General features: G+C 68.7%; 16 protein-coding genes, 1 other RNA gene and 1 pseudogene. 5 read left to right on the top strand and 13 right to left on the bottom strand.

Annotated elements, in window-relative coordinates; genetic code table 11:
* Positions 1–86: 86 nt before the first annotated feature.
* Complete coding sequence (dinB, locus tag OHA18_RS16900; protein ID WP_329005056.1) at positions 87–1,280, top strand: DNA polymerase IV; 1,194 nt, start codon at positions 87–89, stop codon at positions 1,278–1,280.
* Here dinB and OHA18_RS16895 read toward each other — a convergent pair.
* The 9 genes and pseudogenes from OHA18_RS16895 to OHA18_RS16855 all read right to left on the bottom strand — a co-directional run bounded on the left by OHA18_RS16895 (position 1,254) and on the right by OHA18_RS16855 (position 10,230).
* Positions 1,254–1,745: a GNAT family N-acetyltransferase gene (locus OHA18_RS16895; protein WP_329005054.1), complete on the bottom strand. Its 492-nt coding sequence runs from the start codon at positions 1,743–1,745 to the stop codon at positions 1,254–1,256. The two genes, dinB and OHA18_RS16895, sit on opposite strands and share 27 nt — an antisense overlap.
* On the bottom strand, positions 1,745–3,178 hold the full coding sequence (locus OHA18_RS16890) for a serine/threonine-protein kinase (RefSeq protein WP_329005053.1): 1,434 nt from the start codon (positions 3,176–3,178) through the stop codon (positions 1,745–1,747). The genes OHA18_RS16895 and OHA18_RS16890 overlap by 1 nt, the downstream gene beginning before the upstream one ends.
* Positions 3,179–3,199: 21 nt before the next feature.
* A complete protein-coding gene (locus OHA18_RS16885) occupies positions 3,200–3,859 on the bottom strand; it encodes a hypothetical protein (protein WP_329005052.1) in 660 nt (219 codons plus the stop codon).
* A 38-nt stretch (positions 3,860–3,897) separates the two neighbouring features.
* Positions 3,898–4,386, bottom strand: coding sequence for a hypothetical protein (locus tag OHA18_RS16880; protein ID WP_329005051.1), 489 nt, complete (start codon positions 4,384–4,386; stop codon positions 3,898–3,900).
* A 119-nt stretch (positions 4,387–4,505) separates the two neighbouring features.
* Complete coding sequence (locus tag OHA18_RS16875; protein WP_329005050.1) at positions 4,506–5,150, bottom strand: DUF5063 domain-containing protein; 645 nt, start codon at positions 5,148–5,150, stop codon at positions 4,506–4,508.
* Entirely contained in the window at positions 5,143–5,742 is a 600-nt protein-coding gene (recR, locus tag OHA18_RS16870; RefSeq protein ID WP_329005049.1) for a recombination mediator RecR, read from the bottom strand. The genes OHA18_RS16875 and recR overlap by 8 nt, the downstream gene beginning before the upstream one ends.
* Position 5,743: 1 nt before the next feature.
* Positions 5,744–6,307 (bottom strand): YbaB/EbfC family nucleoid-associated protein, encoded by a 564-nt coding sequence (locus tag OHA18_RS16865; RefSeq protein ID WP_329005048.1) that lies wholly within the window; start codon positions 6,305–6,307, stop codon positions 5,744–5,746.
* Positions 6,308–7,672: 1,365 nt separating this feature from the next.
* Positions 7,673–9,610 (bottom strand): annotated as a pseudogene (locus OHA18_RS16860) (DNA polymerase III subunit gamma and tau); the annotation flags it as partial.
* Between the two features lie 104 nt (positions 9,611–9,714).
* Positions 9,715–10,230, bottom strand: a complete 516-nt coding sequence (locus OHA18_RS16855; protein ID WP_329005047.1) for a hypothetical protein — start codon at positions 10,228–10,230, stop codon at positions 9,715–9,717.
* Between the two features lie 16 nt (positions 10,231–10,246).
* Here OHA18_RS16855 and OHA18_RS16850 point away from each other — a divergent pair, with 16 nt between their 5' ends.
* Positions 10,247–11,059 carry an aminoglycoside 6-adenylyltransferase gene (locus OHA18_RS16850; RefSeq protein WP_329005046.1) on the top strand — a complete coding sequence of 271 codons (813 nt, stop codon included), beginning with the start codon at positions 10,247–10,249 and terminating at the stop codon, positions 11,057–11,059.
* Positions 11,060–11,071: 12 nt separating this feature from the next.
* Here OHA18_RS16850 and OHA18_RS16845 read toward each other — a convergent pair whose 3' ends face one another.
* Together OHA18_RS16845 and OHA18_RS16840 are read right to left on the bottom strand one after the other, a co-directional pair.
* A complete protein-coding gene (locus OHA18_RS16845; RefSeq protein WP_329005045.1) occupies positions 11,072–11,239 on the bottom strand; it encodes a hypothetical protein in 168 nt (55 codons plus the stop codon).
* A gap of 72 nt (positions 11,240–11,311) precedes the next feature.
* Positions 11,312–12,937: a long-chain fatty acid--CoA ligase gene (locus OHA18_RS16840; protein WP_329005044.1), complete on the bottom strand. Its 1,626-nt coding sequence runs from the start codon at positions 12,935–12,937 to the stop codon at positions 11,312–11,314.
* Positions 12,938–13,101: 164 nt separating this feature from the next.
* Here OHA18_RS16840 and OHA18_RS16835 point away from each other — a divergent pair, with 164 nt between their 5' ends.
* From OHA18_RS16835 to OHA18_RS16825, 3 genes are read left to right on the top strand one after another with little or no spacing between them, the layout of a single operon-like run.
* Positions 13,102–13,578 carry a MarR family winged helix-turn-helix transcriptional regulator gene (locus tag OHA18_RS16835; RefSeq protein WP_329005043.1) on the top strand — a complete coding sequence of 159 codons (477 nt, stop codon included), beginning with the start codon at positions 13,102–13,104 and terminating at the stop codon, positions 13,576–13,578.
* 2 nt (positions 13,579–13,580) lie between these two features.
* Positions 13,581–13,979 (top strand): SRPBCC family protein, encoded by a 399-nt coding sequence (locus OHA18_RS16830; protein ID WP_329005042.1) that lies wholly within the window; start codon positions 13,581–13,583, stop codon positions 13,977–13,979.
* Positions 13,980–14,017: 38 nt separating this feature from the next.
* On the top strand, positions 14,018–14,869 hold the full coding sequence (locus OHA18_RS16825; RefSeq protein ID WP_329005041.1) for an alpha/beta fold hydrolase: 852 nt from the start codon (positions 14,018–14,020) through the stop codon (positions 14,867–14,869).
* Here the strand turns inward: OHA18_RS16825 and nadE are convergent.
* Both nadE and ffs read right to left on the bottom strand, forming a co-directional pair.
* Positions 14,862–15,680, bottom strand: coding sequence for an ammonia-dependent NAD(+) synthetase (gene nadE / locus OHA18_RS16820; protein ID WP_329005040.1), 819 nt, complete (start codon positions 15,678–15,680; stop codon positions 14,862–14,864). The genes OHA18_RS16825 and nadE overlap by 8 nt on opposite strands.
* A gap of 28 nt (positions 15,681–15,708) precedes the next feature.
* Positions 15,709–15,805, bottom strand: an RNA gene (gene ffs / locus OHA18_RS16815) — signal recognition particle sRNA small type.
* Between the last annotated feature and the right edge of the window lie 68 nt (positions 15,806–15,873).

The raw sequence follows: 15,873 nt of genomic DNA, 5'->3' as shown, positions 1-15,873 counted from the left end.
GCTGCATTCTTTCCTGACATCGTCGGTCACCGCTTCGGGAATTCTCCCTATCTCGTTTTGTCGGTGGTATATGCGAACATGTGTTCGTGTCCTTGGGTGATGCGACCATCCTGCATGCCGATCTCGACGCGTTCTACGCGTCGGTCGAGCAGCGGGACGACCCGCGCCTGCGCGGCCGCCCGGTGATCGTCGGCGCCGGCGTGGTGCTCGCCTGCAGCTACGAGGCCAAGGCGTACGGCGTGCGCACGGCGATGAACGGTGGACAGGCGTTGCGCCGCTGCCCCGGCGCGATCATCGTCGAGCCGCGGATGTCGGCGTACTCCGAGGCCAGCAAGGCAGTGTTCAAGGTGTTCGAGGACACGACGCCGCTGGTCGAGGGACTGTCGATCGACGAGGCGTTCCTCGACGTGGCCGGATTGCGGAAGATCCGCGGTACTCCGCTGGAGATCGCGCGACGGCTGCGGGCCGAGGTGCTGTCGCGCGTCGGGCTGCCGATCACGGTCGGGATCGCGCGGACGAAGTTCCTGGCGAAGGTGGCGAGCGGGGTCGCGAAGCCCGATGGGCTGCTCGAGGTCGCGCCGGACCGGGAGCTGGAGTTCCTGCATCCGTTGGATGTTTCGCGGCTGTGGGGCGTCGGCGAGGTGACCGCGGAGAAGTTGCGCAGCCGCGGGCTCACCAAGGTCGGCGACGTCGCGATCCTGCCCGAGGCCGCGTTGATCGCGATGCTCGGGCGGGCGTCCGGGCGGCACCTGCATGCCTTGGCGCACAACCGCGATCCACGACCGATCGAGGTCGGGCGACGGCGCCGGTCGATCGGTTCGCAACGGGCACTGGGCCGTTCACCGAAGTCGCCGGCGACCCTCGACGCTGTGCTGGCCGGCCTGGTGGACCGGGTCACTCGGCGGCTGCGGAGCGCCGGACGCTCCGGCCGGACGGTCACGTTGCGCTTGCGCTTCGACGACTTCACCCGCGCCACCCGATCACACACGTTGCCCCAGGCAACAGATCAGACGCGGGCGATCCTGATCACCGCCCGCGCTCTGCTCCGCACCGCCAACCCGCTGATCGCCGCCCAGGGCCTGACCATGATCGGCATCTCCGTCGGCAACCTGGAGAACGAGGCCGCCCTGCAGCTGGCCCTGCCGTTCGACAAGGCGGCGAACAACGAGCTCGACTCCGCCCTCGATCAGGTCAAGGACAAGTTCGGCACCGACGCGATCACCCGCGGCATCCTGCTCGGCAAGCGGCAAGGGCTAGAGATGCCGATGCTGCCCGATTAGAAGCTCGAGGACCAGCTCGTCGTGGAGGGGGATGCCGTACGCGCCAGTGCTTGGGATGGACGGTTTGAGCTTGCGGGACTCGTCGACGGCGCCGGGTCTGACGTCGACGATGCGCAGGCCGCGGCGCTGGTAGAAGCGCAGGGCGTCGAGGTTGTCGTTGGTGGTGATCAGCCAGAGCCGGTGGGCGCCGGCTGCGCGGGCGACCTCGGTCGCGGCGTCGAGAAGCGCAGTACCGACGCCACGGTGCTGCGTGGGGGCGTCGATCGTGACGACCTCCAGCTCCTGATCCTTCAGGTTGTAGGTCAGCAGTCCGACAAGCCGGACGTCCTCCTCGGCGACGATGGCGGGCAGCGTCGTGGCGTCGTACGCAACTCCGTGAGCGACCGCGATGTGGCTGCCCCACGACTCGGTGAGGAGCTGGCTGATCGCGGCGCTGTCCGCGGCGGTGGCTGCTCGGATGTTCATCAGTAGGAATTGTCGTGGAGATGGCCCGCGTACCAGTTGAGGGCGGCGCGGAGTTCGTTGACCTGGGTCCGGCGGTGGGTGTGGGTTGCGCCGTGGGCGATCGGGTAGATGCGCAGACCGCCGTGGTGGCGGCGGTGGGACACCGGGAGCTGGTTCTGGTACGGCGGTTCGAGCCAGGCGATCAGCCAGGGGCGTTTGCTGTCCCCGCCGACGTGGAGCCGGCTGACGCCGTACCAGGGGATGGTGGCTTCGCGGTACGCGCGGATGACCGTCAATCCCTGTGGAGACAGGCGAAGGACGACTTTTGGCCTGAGTACCAGGATCCAGTGGCGGATCGCGAAGTAGAAGGCGGTGAGGGAGATCAGGCCGTAGAGGGTCGCGAGGGCGGGGTGGGCTTGGACACGGGGGTCGGACGGGATGAATCCGAGACCGACGAACGTGGTGATCGCCGCGAAGACCGCCGGACGCGCCCGGCTGGTCGCGAAACTCGCACCGACGAGCTGGGGCTGTGGGCTGGCTTGGGTTCGCGGGCGGCCTTGGGTTTGTGGATGACGTTGGGTTTGTGGGTGCGGCAGGACTCTTGTCGGGGCTGGCGGTGGCAGCGGGATCGTGGGCGGGTTCAGGAGGGCTGTGGGGGCGGGCGATCCGAGCAGGTGCAGGATTTCCATCGGTGTCGGGCGCTGGGCGGGATCGCGGGCGAGGCACCGGCGTACGACGTCGTGCAGCGGACCCGGCAGCGGCGGGATGCGCGGTTGCTCGTTGACGATCCGGTGCAGCATCGACGCCGGGCTCCCGGTCGCGAACGGCCCCCGCCCCGACGCCGCGAACACCAGCACCGCACCGAGCGCGAACAGATCACTGCCCGGCCCGATCCCCGTCCCGGTGATCTGCTCCGGCGACAGGTACCCCGGCGTACCGATCACCATCCCGGTCGCCGTCAGACTCGCCTCCTCCAGCGCCCGCGCGATGCCGAAATCGATCACCCGCGGACCGTTGCCGGTCAGCACGATGTTCGACGGCTTGAGATCGCGATGGACGACCCCGCTCGCGTGGATCGCCATCAGCGCCTCGGCCAACCCACTCGCAAGCGCCTGCACCCCGGCCGGCGCCAACGGCCCGGATGTTTCGATCGCCTTCTGCAGCGTCGGTCCCGGCAGGTACTCCGTCGCCAGCCACGGCCGATCCGCATCCGGATCGGCGTCGACGACCGCCGCCGTGAACGCGCCACTCACCTTCCGCGCGGCGTCGATCTCGCGGGCGAACCGGGCCCGGAAGGCCGAGTCACCGGCGAGTTCGTCGCGCACCACCTTCACAGCGACCAGCCGGCCGCCCGGCGACCGCGCGAGATAGACCGCACCCATCGCGCCACGGCCGAGCCGGCCCTGGATCGCGAACGACCCGACCACCGCCGGATCCTGTGGATGCGTTGTCATCGGGCGTCACGCTAACGCGCTTCAGGACCGCGGGTAACCGATCTCGGCGATCCCGTCCGCGAGATCGCTCAATCGGCGCTGCCGATTCAGCGAGGTCACGACGTACTCCGTCAGCGGCATCAGCGCGTACACGTGCCGGATCGGCTCGAGGTCGAGCGCCATTTCGTAGTAGTCCTCGGCGAACGTCAGGTACGCCTCCGGTCGCCCATCGGCGACGAGCTCGAACAGCCAGTCGGCCCCGTCGCGGTCGGCGTTCTCCACTGGCCCAGAGCGCCAGGCCGAGTCGTCCGTCGTACGCCAGAAACATACGGTCGCCCGCGGCACGCCCTCGTCACTGAAGGCCTTCTCGTCCCGCGCAGCGTGGAACACCTCCGGCACACCATCGAGCAATCCGGGCCACGGCTTGTGGTCGTTCACGTACGGCGACATCGGCGACTCATGGTCGAACCCGTATGCGAACGCGCCACCGGGCGAGAACACGATCGAGTACTCGTCGCCGGATCCGTCACGCATCAACGCTGCTTCTTCGGTCTCGGACCAGCGTGCGTCGAACTCGTAGTACCTGGTGTGTTCGTCCTCGTTGAGCACCAGATCAAGCACCGCCAGCGCCCGGCTGACCCGTCGAACGACGTCGATATCCGGCAGCCGCTGAATCACCTCATGAACAGACACCCGCGCCATTCAACCTGACCCGGACGTTCACGTCCCACGACGCGTCCTCAAACGACATCGAGGTAGCGGAGCCCGTTCAGCTGGATCGCGTCCCGAAGCTGCCGCCGACTCTTCGCGCGCCGCTTGCCCGACCGACCATGCGCCACCGGGAACAGCAGGTAGGAACCATCCCGGCGCCGGGACACGGGCACGTCCGCAGGGTCGATCGCGGGCGTGAGGTGCGCAACGACCCACGATCGCTTCGGCCCGCCGTCGATGCGGATGTCGGCGACCTCGAGCCACGGGATGTTCACCTCGCGGCCGCGCCGCGTGACGGTCAGCTCGGCCGGGGTCATCCGTAGCCCGATAGGTCCGCGCAAGACCGCGCGCCAGCTCCGGACTGCGAAAAAGAGACAAGTTGCGGCCAGGACCGCCAGGATCGCCTCAGTCACCGGATACTCGCCGAAGTCCGGCTGCCATGGCACCAGCGCGACGGTCAGCAGCGTGGCGATCACCGCGACCACCAGCGGACGCACGCGGCCGGTCCTGAACGTCACACCGACGTCCACTTGTTGTTGTTCTTGCTGCACCTCGAACCTCCTGACCGTGACCGAGTCCTCACCGTATGGGCTGAGGACCCTCGCGTGGGGCGGTCAGGAGGAAGCTGTGGATAACTTCAGCGGCGCTGGACGGCTTCCTCCGCGACCTCGACCAGCTCACGGTCGGTCGCCTCGGTCTCCGCGTCGTGAGCCGGCTCCAGCCGGTCGTGCGCGATCAGCGACTGAATGGCCCGCAGTACGGCGCTCGCCGCGGCGCCCCACGTGGAGACGTACGAGAACTGCCACCACCACAGCGCCTCGAGGACCCGGCCGTCCTCGTAGTGCGCGAGGCCGTGCACGAGGTCGGTCGCGATCGCGGTCAGGTCGTCGGAGAGCCGGTTCACGGTGATCTCCGGCGGAGCGGCGTACGGGTCGAACACCTCGGCGTACTCGTCGAGGCCTTCGAACAGCACCGCGAGACGGTCCCGCATCGCGTCCAGGTCCGGATCCGGGCCGGCGTCGCTCTCGAACCGCTCCTCCGGGACGAAGTCCTCGAACGCACCGAGCCGGCCGCCGGCGAGCAGCAGCTGGCTCACCTCGAGCAGCAGGTACGGCAGTGAGGCGAGGCCCTCGTCGATCCCGTCCTCGTCCGGCTGCGCGGCGATGTCGCGCACCGAGATCAGGAAGCTCCGGACCTGGTCGGCGATCTGTTCCGCGAACTCGGTCAGGTCCTCGTTGTCGGTGGCCAAAGCACGTTCCGCAATATCTGTTGGTTCAGTCATCGATCGATCGTCGCCCTTCAAACGCACGTCCGAGTGTGACCTCGTCGGCGTACTCGAGGTCACCGCCTACAGGAAGTCCACTAGCCAAACGGGTGACGCGCAACCCCATGGGCCGCAGCAAGCGGCTCAGGTAGGTGGCCGTCGCCTCACCCTCCAGGTTCGGATCGGTGGCCAGGATGATCTCCATCACCTCACCGCCGGCCAGTCGCTGGAGCAGTTCTTTGATCCGGAGCTCGTCGGGCCCGATCCCCTCGATCGGCGAGATCGCCCCGCCGAGCACGTGGTACCGGCCACGGAACTCGCGGGTGCGCTCGATCGCGACCACGTCCTTGGCCTCTTCGACCACACAGATCAGGCTCAGGTCCCGGCGCGGGTCGCGGCAGATCCGGCACTGCACTTCCTCCGCGACGTTGCCGCAGATCTCGCAGAACTTGACCCTCTCCTTGACCTGCACGAGCACGTGCGCAAGCCGCCGTACGTCGGTCTCGTCGGCCGCGAGCAGGTGGAACGCGATACGCTGCGCGGACTTCGGTCCCACTCCGGGCAACCGCCCCAGCTCGTCGATGAGATCCTGAACGGCCCCCTCGTACACGTCAGACCGGGTTCTGACCGGGCGTGCCGGTCCCGCTGCCCGGGTTCACGAATCCGACGCCGCCAGGATTCTCGTCGTCCGCGCTGGCCTGAGCGCCACGACCCTCGTCACCCGGCTCACTGCTGCCGTCATCGCCGGACTCGACCGCCGGCGGCACGCTGGGCAGGCCGAAACCCGCCGGCGCCGACTGCCCAGCCGGTGCTCCGCCGCCGAAGCCCGGGAAACCACCCTCGCCACCGAACGCGCCGCCCAGCCCACCGGCCAGCGGACCCATCGCCGCGGCGGCAGCCTGCTTCGCATTCTCAGAGGCGTCGCGCACTGCGGCGACGATCAGGTCGGCCAGCGTCTCGGTGTCGTCCGGGTCGACGGCTTCCTTCTTGATGTTCAGGCTGAGCAGCTCGCCCGTGCCGGACACCAGGGCGGTCACCAGACCGCCACCGGCCGAGCCCTCGATCTCCTGACCCTCCAGGTCGGCCTGCGCCTCCATCAGCTGGTTCTGCATCGCCTGTGCCTGCGCGAGCAGGTTGGACATGTCGAAGCCCCCAGCACCGCCACCGTCGAACACTGCGATCTCCTCGTCCGAACCGCTCTCCCGAGCCCGAGCTGCCTGACCCGGCCGCGACACGCTGCCGACAGCCGGAGCCTCAACACTAGCCGGTCCTCCGGACAAGCCCAGTCACCCCCAGAAACCGACCAGTCTCCCCAAGGTTGTCCACAGGCTTGTGGACAGGTTTTCCCACAGGTTTGTGGATCGTGTGGACACCCGCCGCAACGGTGAGGTCGCGGCTGTGGACAGGGCTGTGTGAGTGATTTTCAGCTGAACTCAGTTGGGCTCTTCGGTGATGATCTGCGCCCCGAGGGTCTCCCTCAACAGGTCGGTGTGTGTCCGCGGATCGTCATCCAGCACCACGTCGTCCTCGCCGATCGAGGCAGCCTCCTCCTCAGGCGTCAACGGCACCTCAGGCACAGCAGGTGCCCGCGCCGCAGCCCGAGCCTGCTCAGCCGCCACCGCAGCCTCCGCCGCCCGCCGCTTACTAGCCGCCTGCTCCCGCCGATCGACCGGTGCCGCCTGCTCGCGCCGCTCTACCGGTGCCGCCTGGCCGGCGCCACCACCGCGCCCGCCCTCCCACGGATCCACCCCCGGAGGTACGTCGTACTCCGAGTCGGGCGGCTCCTGCAGCGCAACACTCCCCGCCCCGTCCGCCCACTCCCGACCCGCCCCCGGCCCGCCTGACCCACCGGCAGAGGCTCCTAGGCCGCTCGCCGAACCGCGGCCATCGGCGCCACCACCGAGCGCAGCGCCGCCGACCGCACCAGCACCGCCTCCCTGCCCCGGCTCGCCGAACTCCCCAGCCACACCGCCGTCCGAGCCACCCGGCGCAGAAGCACCAGGAGCCGACCCGCCAACGGCAGCACCAGCCGCCGCAGCTCCGTCGGCACCGCCTCCAGCGGTCACACGATCGGCTGGCCCACCCGCGCCGACCTCACCAGCCCCAGGGCCATGCAGACCAGACGCAGCCGACCCGGCGACGGCTGGGCCACCACCTACGTCAGATCCGTTCGCATCCGGCCCACCGATGCCTGGACCCGCCGCGCCTGGACCGCCTGTCTGCGAGCCGCTCGCTCCAGAGCCACCCATCCCGGGAGCCTCCGGCCCACGTCCACCGCCCGTCGCATCTCCGCCATAACCTCCCGGCGCACCTCCCGCGGTCCCGCCTGCAGGAGCACCACCGGCATCCCGCGGAGCACCACCGCCATGACCTCCAGGCGCACCGCCGCCCGACCCGCCTGCCGCACCTCCGCCGGATCCGCCTGGCGCGCTGCCGCCCGGTCGACCACCGGAACCACCGGCGCCTGGATCGCTGGACGGGTCAACGACGGCTTCGACGCGGCGGTCGACGCCGATCGTGTCGACCATCGCCTGCCGGAGAATGTCATCACTCCCGGACCGCGCAAAACTCTCCCGCGCCCCCGCGTTCACCAACCCGAGCGTCAAGGTCTGATCATCGATCGCGATGACCTGCGCGTTCTGGCTCAGCATGATCCAGGCAAACCGCCGCTTGCTCTTCACAGCCTCCAAAATCTCAGGCCACAACCGCCGAATATCCGCCAGCCCAACCGGCCCACCAGCACCAGCCGGAGCAGCAACTGCGCCCGCGCCGGCACCTCCACCACCAGCAGCTACGTCGCTGGGAACTGGACTGTCGGACGAAGCGTCAGCCCCATCACCCCAAGCTCCGGTACGCCCGCCACCGGCCGAACCCACACCAGAACCCGCGCCACGTGCAGCCGAAGAATCGCTCGCGCCGGCCGCCGCCCCTGAGCCCGCCGGTCCGGCTGAATGCGTGGTGGCAGGCGTCGGCGCTGCAGAGCCAGTACCTGCTCCACCTGCAGCTCGATCGGCCGGGCCGGCCGGAGCATCGTCGGCTGGGCTGTCCGCCGACACCTCCTGGGGGGTGCCCCCGCCCGTTGCGGCAGCTCGTGCGGCCGCTCTGCTTGATGCGGCCTCTGCCCCGGGTACGCCGGAGTCGTCCGAGCCGCCACCCGACGCGACTCCACCCGGCGCGGCAGCGCCCGGAGTACTGGCGCCGGAGGCGGGCGGCTGTCCCACGGGCGCAGTACCGGCGGCGGGCGGTTGCGCGGAGGTCGCAGTACCGACGGCGGGGGCTTGCGCGGCGTCCGTCGTGCCGGCGGGGGCGCCGATGGCGAGGCGGCGTTCCATGCGGTCGAGGCGGGCTTGGATGCCGTTGGTGGAATCGTCGGCGCCCGGGAGGAGCACCTTGGCACAGATCAGTTCGAGCTGAAGCCGCGGAGCGGTGGCGCCACGCATCTCCAACAGGCCGGCGGCAACGATGTCCGCCGCGCGCGTCAGCTCCGCCGGACCGATCCCGGCGGCCTGCGTCTGCAGCCGCTCACCCTGGTCTTCCGCCGCCTCGATCAGACCGGACGCGACAGCATTCGGTACGGCGGACAGCACGACGAGATCACGCAGGCGCCGCAGCAGGTCCTCGGCGAACCGCTTCGGGTCCTGACCGGTCTCGATGACCTTCTCGATCGTCTCGAACACCGCCGCGCTGTCATGCGCCGCGATCCCGTCCACACACGCGTCGAGCAACGAATCCGGAGTGAACCCGAGCAGCGCGACCGCCAGTTCGTACGTCACCCCTTCCGGCCCGGCACCACCGATCAGCTGGTCCAGCACGCTCAGCGAGTCACGCACCGAACCCGCGCCGGCGCGCACCACCAGAGGCAGCGCGGCCGACTCGATCGCCACGCCCTCCGCCACGCACAGAGTCGCCATGTAATCGGCCAGCACCTTCGGCGGCACCAGGCGGAACGGGTAGTGGTGCGTCCGCGACCGGATCGTCCCGATCACCTTGTCGGGCTCGGTGGTCGCGAAGATGAACTTGAGGTGCGGCGGCGGCTCCTCGACCAGCTTCAGCAGGGCGTTGAAGCCCTGCGTGGTCACCATGTGCGCCTCGTCGATGATGTAGATCTTGTAGCGGCTCTCGACCGGCGCGAAGAACGCCCGCTCGCGCAGATCGCGGGCGTCGTCCACACCACCGTGCGACGCCGCGTCGATCTCGATCACGTCGATGCTGCCGGGTCCACCACGCGCCAGGTCGGTGCACGACTTGCACACCCCGCAGGGCTCCGCGATCGGGCCCTTCTCACAGTTGATCGCGCGAGCGAGGATCCGCGCACTCGTGGTCTTTCCACACCCGCGCGGCCCGGAGAACAGGTAGGCGTGATTGACCCGGTTGTTGCTCAACGCGTTGCGCAGCGGCGCCGTGACATGTTCCTGCCCGATCACCTCCGCGAACGTTTCCGGGCGATACCGGCGATACAACGCAAGGGGTGCTTCCACGCCCGCAACCCTAGCGCTGCCGGCGGACATTTCCTTCGCCCGCGCAGTCCGGCCGACCACGTCGCGTCCGGCGATCACAATCGCACAACCGCAGTGACCGGGAATCAGGTGCGGCTGGGCCTGATCGCGGGGTGAGCTGGGTCGTGATGGTCGATGACGATGGTGGCGGCCGCGGCCGGATCATGCACAGCCTGGTACGTGCGCCATCCGGGGACGAACTGCGTCGCGAACAGTCCGCGCGCGGCGCCCTCCCCGCCGTATCGCTCGCGGTCGCGGAGCACGCCGCGCCGCAGCATCTCGTCCTCGTTGATGTGCAGGTAGAGGCCAACATCCCAGTAGGGGCGCAGTGCGGCTTGCAGCAGGAACACTCCATCGACGAGCAGCACCGCGTCGTACGGCGCTTTGCTGGTCGTGCCGTCCGCGGCCCGACAGTTGCGATCGCCGTCCGGCCCGAGCGGGATCAGGAGGCCGGCGATCAGTGCAGCCAGGTCGAAGTTGTCATCGAAATAGCCCGCCGCGGGCGCGCCCAGCTGCTCCGGCGGCCGGATGTAGTCGTCGACGCTGCCCGGATCGTTGGACGTACACCGGGCAACGCAACTGCCAGCTCGTCGGCCAGACACGATCTAGCGTGGAGTGATGACTGGGGATGAGCGGCAGCAGGGTGTTATTGCGCGGGCTCAGGAGGTGTTGCCTGCGGACGAGCGGGTGCTCGGGGTCTATCTGATCGGGAGCTACGCGACTGGAGCGGCGGACCGGTTCAGCGATGTTGACGTGCATCTTGTCGTGACGGACGAGAGCATCGCCTGGTTCGAGGAGCACTGGACCGACGTACTGCGGGAGCTGGCCGGGGCGACTGTGCTGACGGATGTCGTGCCGGGGTTGATCGGCGGGCTGGGGATCACTGAGGACTGGCTGCATGTGGATCTGTTCATGCACCCACTGGCGTCGTTCGACCGGCTTCAGTACGACGGGGTGCGGGTGCTGTTCGATCGGGACGGGACGCTGTTTCCGGACGGCGATATCGCTCCGAAGGGCGGTCAGGCCGGTGAGCCGTACTGGCCCGCGACCAACGTCAACCTCTACTTCTATTTCCTTGGCAACCTGGTCACAGTCCTCCGCCGCGACGAGCGGATCGTCGGCAACCAAGGCATCGGCGCCGTCCGCGATCAGCTCATCGCGCTCATGCTGGCCGAACGCGGCGTACGACGTACCAGCGGAGCCAAACGCCTCAACGCCCTACTCTCCGACGAGCAACGCGCGGTGCTCGAAGCCATCCCCTCAGCCGGCACCGATCCCACCGACATCATCGCGGCCAATCAGTACGTCTGCCGCCAGTTCATCGCGCGCGGGACCGCCCTGGCCAGGCTGACCGGGAATCCCTGGCCGACCGAGTTCGTCGAAGCAACCCTCAAGCACCTCCGCAAGCACTTTGACGTTGACTTCACCTGATGACAGCCCGAGTCACTCCTCGTCGGTCCCTTCCTTCTTCGGCAGGTGCTCGGCCGTCTTCTGGCCGGCAGTGCCGAGCTTGTTGAGAACCTTGCGAACGCCGTCCACAACGGCGTCGCCGACCGGGTTCGCGTTGTTGTCGTCGGGGTCGCCGATCGCTCCGCTCGAGCTGGAATCCATGGAAGCTCCTGATGGTTGCCGGAGGCATACACCTCGCATGCCCACGGCAACCAATCTAGATCCGGTGGCGGCTCACTGCAGGTGGTAGTTGGCGAACCGGGTGCGGAGGTCCTTCTTGGAGAACTTGCCGACCGAAGTCTTCGGCACCTCCTCGATGAACTCGACCGCATCCGGGACCCACCACTTCGCCACCAGCGGGCGCAGGTATTCGAGGATGTCTTCGCCGGTCACGGTCGCGCCTTCCTGGACGACGATGCACGCCAGCGGCCGCTCGTCCCACTTGGGATGTGGCACGCCGATGACCGCGGCTTCCCGCACCGCGGGATGGGCCATCAGCAGATTCTCCAGCTCGACCGAACTGATCCACTCGCCACCGGACTTCACCAGGTCCTTCGTCCGGTCGACGATCCGGACCGACCCGTACTGGTCGATCGCGGCAACGTCGCCCGTCTTCATCCAACCGTCCTCGGTGTTCAGCTGGGCGCCATCGTCGGGACGGTAGTACTCCGCGGCGATCCAGGGGCCGCGGACCTGCAGCTCACCGGTGGCCTCGTCGTCCCACGGCAGCGCCTCGATCGACCCTGGCTCGACGATGCGGACCTCGACACCGGGCAGCGGCAGACCGGCGCGGGCCCGCAGGTGCGCCTGCTCTTCCTCGGGAAGGTCCTTGTTTCGTGCGGGAACGTGGGATGCGGTCGCGACCGGGCTCGTCTCCGTCATTCCCCACGCCTGCAGGATCGGCCGGCCGAGCTTCAGCCGGAACGCCTCCGACAACGCCTCCGGCACGGCGGAACCGCCGCACGGGATCCGCCGCAGCTTGGGCAACTCGACGCCGTCGAGCAACGGCAGCAGTCCCTGCCAGATCGTCGGCACCCCGGCCGACAGCGTGACCTCCTGCTCCTGGAGCAGCTTGAGAATCCCCGCCGGGCTCATGTCCGGCCCCGGGAACACCATCGACGCGCCGGCCATCGGCGCCGCGTGCGCCAGACCCCAGGCGTTCGCATGGAACATGGGCACGACCGGCATCACCGTGTCCGTCTCGGTCAGCCCGATCCCGGCGTTCGTCAGCACGCCGATCGAGTGCAGCCAGGTGGACCGATGCGAATAGACGACTCCCTTCGGATTCCCCGTCGTCCCGCTCGTGTAGCACATCGCGGCGGCCTGGTTCTCGTCCTCGACGTGGAACTCGACCGGCTCGGCCGCGGCCAGCAGCTCCTCGTAGTCGTGGAACCGTGGGTCGTCCGGGACCTCGACACCGGGCGCCCCGGGCGGCAGGTCGTCCATCACGACGACGTGCCTCAGCTGCGGGAGCCGCTCGAGCAGTGGCAGGAACAACCCCAGCAGCGACCGGTCGACGAACACGACCTCGTCCTCGGCGTGGTTCGCGATGTAGACGATCTGGTCCGGGAAGAGTCTGATGTTGAGCGTGTGCAGCACCCGGCCGGTGCAGGGCGCGGCGAAGTACAGCTCGAGGTGGCGCCCTGAATTCCACGCGAACGTGCCGACGCGGCCGTCCGAGGTGACCCCGAGGGTGTCCAGGACACCGCCCAAACGTCTGGTCCGGTCCGCCCACTCGGCGTACGTCAGCTTGGTCGGCGCCGGACCGCCCGTGTAGACGGTCTTGTCCGGGTAGAACTGCTCGGCCCGGCGGAAGATCGTGTCGAGCGACAGCTGGTAGTTCTGCATCAGACCCTTCATGCACACACTGTGCCAGTCGTGGTGTCGCCTTGACCATGACCTCAGCCGGACTTTCTCCGGCACTTTTCCGGAACCCGTCGCCCCAGGCAACAGCTGCCGAGGAGCTGCCGAAAGACTCGCGGCAAATAGATGACATGACACACGTGTCGTGTAACATATCGGCCATGAAGGTTGTCGAGGAGCTTCGCTACCTCGTGCTGGCGATCCAGCGCGAGGGCAATCGGCTGCTCGCGAACGAGCTGCGCCCGCTGGGCATCACGCCTTCCCAGGCAGAGGTTCTGCGAGTTCTGCGGGACCACGGCCCGCTCACGCTGAACGCGCTCGGCGGACTGCTGGTCTGCGAGACCGGCAACAGCCCGAGCCGCCTCGTCGACCGCCTGGTCGCGCAAGGACTGGTGAAGCGCGGCATCGACAAGGTCGACCGGCGTTACCTGGCGCTCAGCCTGACCGCACAGGGCCGGGCGCTGCACCGCCGCATCGTCACCGCGGAAAACCGGCTGCACCGCACCATGCACGACCTCGTCGCCGGCCAGGCCCTCGACGAGACCATCACCACGCTCCGCACGCTCGCCGGCGCCTTTCCGGCCGGCGCGGCCCTGGCCCGCCGCCGGGATCCCGAACTCGCCACTCAGGAGAACTAGCCATGGAACAGGCCACCGAGACCATCAACGCCGGCCCCGCCGCGATCCGCCACGTCCTCCTCGACGCCCTCGCGCTCCCGGAGTGGAACGAGGCGTTCCTGGCGATCGACGGACCGGACGAGGCAGACCTCGGCGCCTCCTACGCGCTGCGGGTCCGGCCAGGGTTCGCCGGCGAGCTGCAGTACACGGCGGTCGAGCCGGACCGCATCGAGATCAGCTGGCAGGTTCCCGGGTTCCGCGAGGTCGGGATCTGGACCATCTCACCGGACAGCCGAGTCACCCACACATTCGAGCAGTCCGGCCCACTGGCGACAGTCCTCCGCCCGGCGTACCGGAACATCGCCACCATCCGCCTGGCCCGCCTCGCCAACCGCGTCCGCCAGTTCAGCCACGCCGCCTGACGCTCTGGGACACCCTGTCTCGTCGTACGCTCCGTGCCATGCTCGTGGAGATCCGTGACACCAGGCTGTACGTCGATCAGCGCGGGCCCGTGGACGCACCGCCGCTCCTCTTCATCCATGGCGGCCCCGGCGCGGGCTCGTACGACTTCCTGGCGTTCCAGGGCGATCGGCTCGGCCGGAGCTTCCGGCTGATCGGCGTTGACCAGCGCGGCGTGCAGCGCTCCGACCCGCTGACCGGACCGGTGAGCGAGCGGGACCTGATCGCCGACTTCGAGGCGCTTCGCGAGCACCTCGGCATCGAGCAGTGGTCGATCCTCGGTCACTCCTACGGCGGCCGGCTGGCCCTGCGGTACTCCGCTGCGCAGCCGGACGTTGTGACGAAGGTTGTCTTCGAGAACCCCGGCTGGGACATGGTGCTGGCCAGCGACAGTCTGCTTCGCGCTGCCCTTCCACTGCTCCCAGGTGCGGAAGCTCCACCCCACACCGGACCGGCGACGAAGGCCATGTGGGACGAGCGGATGGCAGTGATCGCCCAGCTCGGCGACCGCAGGATGGAGATCTACACGGGACCAGACTCCCGGGGCCTCCAGCTCCCGGCGGACACTGAGCTCTCCGACGAGTATCACGCGCGCTCGGGCCACTTCCACGAACAGATCACCAGCTCGGCCAGCTTCGGCGAACCGGTCTTGCCGTACTTCGCACAGCTCACGCAGCCAGCCATGCTGATCAAGGGCGAGTACGACCCGGCCACCAGTACCGAGGAGATCGAGCTCTTCCGCTCCGACGTACCGGACGGCACCTATTACCACGCGACCGGCGTCGGCCACTTCATGCATGCCGAGCAGCCGGAGCTCTACGCCCAGCTGGTGACGAAGTTCCTGCTCAGCTGAAGGCGAGGGGCACTGCGCGCTTGTGGGCGGTGCGGCGGTGGGTTGCGATGATCGTGCTCGCCGCCTTCTCGTCCACGTCGAGGCCTTCGAGGAAGTCGTCGATCTCGTCGTACGTCACGCCCAGCACGGCCTCGTCGGGTACGCCCGGGTTGTTCGTCTCCAGATCGGCGGTCGGCACCTTGCCGGTGGTCTCCGGCGCAGCGCCGAGCCGCTCGCCCACCGCGCGGACGCGGCGCTTGTTCAACCCGGACAGAGGCGTCAGGTCGCAGGCGCCATCGCCGTACTTGGTGAAGAAGCCCATCACCGCCTCCGCCGCGTGGTCCGTGCCGATGACCAGTGCGCCGCGCGCACCAGCCACGACGTACTGCGAGACCATGCGCTGGCGTGCCTTGATGTTGCCGACGTGGAAGTCCTCGCGGTCACCGAGCCCGGCGTGCCGGACCGACTCGACCATGGCGTCGGTGGCCGGCTTGATGTTCACATCCAGCGTCTCGTCCGGCTTGATGAACTGCAGTGCGCGCTGCGCGTCCGCCTCGTCGGCCTGCACGCCGTACGGCAGCCGCATCGCGACGAACGTCGCCTGACCGCCCTCGGCCCTGATCCGCTCGACCGCGAGCTGAGCGAGGCGTCCACCGACAGCTGAGTCGACTCCGCCGCTGATCGCGAGCACGTACCCCGCGGCGCCGGTCTGCCGGAGCCGGTCGGCCAGGAACTCCACCCGCTGCTCGATCTCGGTGTCCACGTCGAACGCCGCGGGCACACCGAGCTCGGCGATGATCAGTTCCTGCAGGTATCGGCTCTCGGGATTCATCGGACTCCTCGCCACGCCAGGCCCTGGACATGAGGATTCCCCGCGCACCCGGAAGAGCTCACTTACCCTTGCTGCCTTCCGGCCCTGGGGGGTTTGGGCGAGATACCGCCACGCGGGGAACCAGGCACGAGTGTACGGGATGCCTCTGGCCAACCGGGAATCGGACTCCACGGCACACGCTCTGAGCGAACAG

This window comes from Kribbella sp. NBC_00709 (assembly GCF_036226565.1).
Classification (GTDB): domain Bacteria; phylum Actinomycetota; class Actinomycetes; order Propionibacteriales; family Kribbellaceae; genus Kribbella.
The sequence above is the reverse complement of the archived record's forward strand: the minus strand, read 5'-3'. Positions and strand labels throughout refer to the sequence as shown.

Coding starts and splice junctions, on each gene's coding strand:
- OHA18_RS16845 (WP_329005045.1), bottom strand. CDS start 11,239: ATGGATTCCAGCTCGAGCGGAGCGATCGGCGACCCCGACGACAACAAC.
- OHA18_RS16830 (WP_329005042.1), top strand. CDS start 13,581: ATGGAACAGGCCACCGAGACCATCAACGCCGGCCCCGCCGCGATCCGC.
- OHA18_RS16850 (WP_329005046.1), top strand. CDS start 10,247: ATGACTGGGGATGAGCGGCAGCAGGGTGTTATTGCGCGGGCTCAGGAG.
- OHA18_RS16890 (WP_329005053.1), bottom strand. CDS start 3,178: ATGACAACGCATCCACAGGATCCGGCGGTGGTCGGGTCGTTCGCGATC.
- OHA18_RS16885 (WP_329005052.1), bottom strand. CDS start 3,859: ATGGCGCGGGTGTCTGTTCATGAGGTGATTCAGCGGCTGCCGGATATC.
- OHA18_RS16840 (WP_329005044.1), bottom strand. CDS start 12,937: ATGAAGGGTCTGATGCAGAACTACCAGCTGTCGCTCGACACGATCTTC.
- nadE (WP_329005040.1), bottom strand. CDS start 15,680: ATGAATCCCGAGAGCCGATACCTGCAGGAACTGATCATCGCCGAGCTC.
- OHA18_RS16895 (WP_329005054.1), bottom strand. CDS start 1,745: ATGAACATCCGAGCAGCCACCGCCGCGGACAGCGCCGCGATCAGCCAG.
- OHA18_RS16835 (WP_329005043.1), top strand. CDS start 13,102: ATGAAGGTTGTCGAGGAGCTTCGCTACCTCGTGCTGGCGATCCAGCGC.
- OHA18_RS16825 (WP_329005041.1), top strand. CDS start 14,018: ATGCTCGTGGAGATCCGTGACACCAGGCTGTACGTCGATCAGCGCGGG.
- OHA18_RS16875 (WP_329005050.1), bottom strand. CDS start 5,150: ATGACTGAACCAACAGATATTGCGGAACGTGCTTTGGCCACCGACAAC.